The following is a 2,572-nucleotide window of genomic DNA, read 5'->3' as shown; positions in this document are numbered from 1 at the left end:
CGAGGTTCCCCTCGGCCACGAACTGCCCGAAGGCCTCGATCACCCCGCCCGCGGCGCCGGTCCCGTCGGTCCCGCCCCGGCTGAGGATCAGCCGGGTCGAGGCGACGTTGAGGACCAGCCGGGCGAGCGTCGTCCCCAGCAGGATCGCCGGAAACACGCTGAACTCGAGCGGGCGGCGGACGTAGATCGTGGTCAACAGAATGACCACCGCGACCGTCACGTTGCCCGCCAGCAGCAGGTCCAACAGGACGGGCGGCAACGGCGCGATGATGACCAGCACCGACGCCAGGATCAATAGTGGGAAGATCAGCCCGCGACTGCGCGCGAAGAACCCGCGCAGACCGGGAGATTCGGCCGGTGGCATCCCTGCCTCCGCCTTTCTCGATCGGGAGAATCGAATTCGGGAGCGGTTTCGAGAGAAATGAGAGGCGGGGTTGATAGTGCAATCGGCCCGGCGTGTCCAGCCGACTTCCCGCGAATGCGCAGGCTCGGGCGTGCGACGCGCTTTGCGCGATGTCGTGGAGATGGTAGAAGGTGCGGCCTGGAAATCGGCGGAGGGTATCGCCGCAACTTCAATAGGAGGCCAAGGATGGCTCGGCGCAGGAGTGGCGTGTCGAAATTGACGCCCGAGGTTCGGGAGCGGCTGGCGAGTCTGGCGGCGGAGGCTCGGCAGTTGATTTACGGCGAAGCCGCTTGCCCGGAGTGGGGGACTTCGTTCGCCGCGATCGAGGAGGATTGCGGCGAGGTCGGCCACGAAATCATCCGGTTGATGATGGAGCAGTCGGCCGACGAACAGGCCGAGGCGATGCCGGCCGAGGCCCTGACCACAGATTGGGGAGAGGTGGCCCAACCGGCGGGCGCCGAGAAGCGGAGGATCGAAACGGAGTCCGGCTCCGTGGAATGGCAGGAACCGAAGGGCTACCTTCCGAAATCCCGGAAGGCTTTTTTTCCCTCAGGCCAAAGCGCTGGGGATGGGGGTCGATGAGGATCTCTCGCCGAAGGTGATGCGGAAGGCGGTGCACCTGGCGACGAAGCTCAGCTCGTTCGAGTCGGCCCGCGAGAGCGTCGCCGAAACGCTCGAAGTCGAACTGACCACCAAGCGGATCGAACGGCTGGCCGAGCGGATCGGCAGCGAGCGGGTCGACGAGCGCGAGCAGGCGCTGCGGGAGTGGGTGGGTCGCCCGCTGGTCGAGAAACTCGCGGCCCCGGCAGGAGTGAAAGCGCCGGCCGTGGTGTGCGCGACTTTCGACGGCGGACGGATGCAGCGGTGCGATCTGCCGGAGACGGCCAAGTCGCACTGGTGCGAGACGAAGGTGGGGGCGCTGCTGGAGTTGAAGCCCACACCGCACGCGAACGATCCCTGTCCGGAACTGCCCGACACGTTCCGCGATCTGGCGCAGATGGAGAAGCTCACGCGGGAGATCCATCTCACCGCCGCGGAGAAGGCCGCGCCGAAGGGGGAGGTGTTCCGCAAGGCGGACGGCGCGTCGGGCGACGGCACGCCATCGCCCGATCTCGTGGCGGAGGTCCGCGAAGCGGTGACGCACGAGCCGCCGGAGGTCGTCGCCCGGGACGTGCTGGCGTCGCAGGCCAAGAGCGACGAGTTCGGCAAGCAGATGGCGGCCCGCGCGTGGTCGCTGGGGTTCGCCGCGGCCTTGCTGAAGGCGTTCGTGGGAGACGGTTCGTCGACGAACTGGGGGATCTGGGAGCGGGAATTCAAGCACCAGGGATTCGTGCCGATCCTCGACTTCATCCACGCCCTGACCTACGTCTACGCCGCCGCGACGGCCGGAAGGACGCGCGACGAGGGGGGCCCGGTGTATCTTCGCTGGATCACCGCGGTCTGGCAGGGACGGGTGTCGGAGGTGATCGCCGAACTGGGGGTCCGCGCCGGCGAACTCGGCCCGCCGCCTCCCGATGCCGGGGAGACCGACCCGCGGCGAATCCTCGCCGCCTCGCTGACGTACCTCGTCAATCAGCAGTCGCGGATGAGCTACCCGACCTACCGGCGAATGGGATTGCCGATCACGTCCAGTCACATCGAATCGACGGTGAAGCAGATCGGCCGCCGGGTGAAGGGATCCGAGAAATTCTGGAGCGAGAAGGGAGGCGAGGCGATGCTGCAACTCCGCGCCGATCAACTCAGCGACACACATCCGCTCGACGCCTTCTGGACCCGCCGCACCCAACGCGCCACCGGCACCAAAACCTACAACCGAGCCGCCTGACCAAAATCACAAAGTGCGTCGCACGCCCTCGGGCGAGCGGCCGGCGTGAGCCGGCCGGTGGCTTCAACACCCCGCAGCCCCGTACTTTCTCGGGGACCGTGACTCCCGGAACCCACCGGGGGGGGGGTGACGCCCCCCGCTCGCCGGGGTTTGCGGGAACCGAAAGCCGATTTCCGCGTCCAATTCCTCCAGCACGACCGAATCGCGGCGGAATCTTCCCACCGGCGTCCGGAGACCCCGATGAACGCGCTTCTGCCCGTGGCGGTGACGACATTGGGACTGCTGCTGGGCGGGCCGCCCGCCGACGACGCGCGAAGCGAAGCGAAACCCGTGGCGCCGGGCGC

General features: G+C 67.8%; 4 protein-coding genes. 3 read left to right on the top strand and 1 reads right to left on the bottom strand.

Annotated features, from left to right (window positions below; translation table 11 throughout):
- The coding region (locus ABJK70_RS23455) for an FHIPEP family type III secretion protein (protein WP_347259307.1) at nucleotides 1–364 on the bottom strand (364 nt) is incomplete at its 3' end.
- A gap of 225 nt (nucleotides 365–589) precedes the next feature.
- On the opposite strand from ABJK70_RS23455, the gene ABJK70_RS23450 reads away from it, so the two are divergent.
- From ABJK70_RS23450 to ABJK70_RS23440, 3 genes are all read left to right on the top strand, one after another.
- Nucleotides 590–985, top strand: coding sequence for a hypothetical protein (locus ABJK70_RS23450; protein WP_347259306.1), 396 nt, complete (start codon nucleotides 590–592; stop codon nucleotides 983–985).
- Complete coding sequence (locus ABJK70_RS23445; RefSeq protein WP_347259305.1) at nucleotides 972–2,228, top strand: hypothetical protein; 1,257 nt, start codon at nucleotides 972–974, stop codon at nucleotides 2,226–2,228. The genes ABJK70_RS23450 and ABJK70_RS23445 overlap by 14 nt, the downstream gene beginning before the upstream one ends.
- A gap of 126 nt (nucleotides 2,229–2,354) precedes the next feature.
- A partial coding sequence (locus ABJK70_RS23440; RefSeq protein ID WP_347259304.1) for a hypothetical protein occupies nucleotides 2,355–2,572 on the top strand: 218 nt, incomplete at its 3' end.

It is taken from the genome of Methylocaldum sp., from assembly GCF_039794385.1.
In the GTDB taxonomy this organism is placed as follows: Bacteria; Pseudomonadota; Gammaproteobacteria; order Methylococcales; family Methylococcaceae; genus Methylocaldum.
The sequence above is the reverse complement of the archived record's forward strand: the minus strand, read 5'-3'. Positions and strand labels throughout refer to the sequence as shown.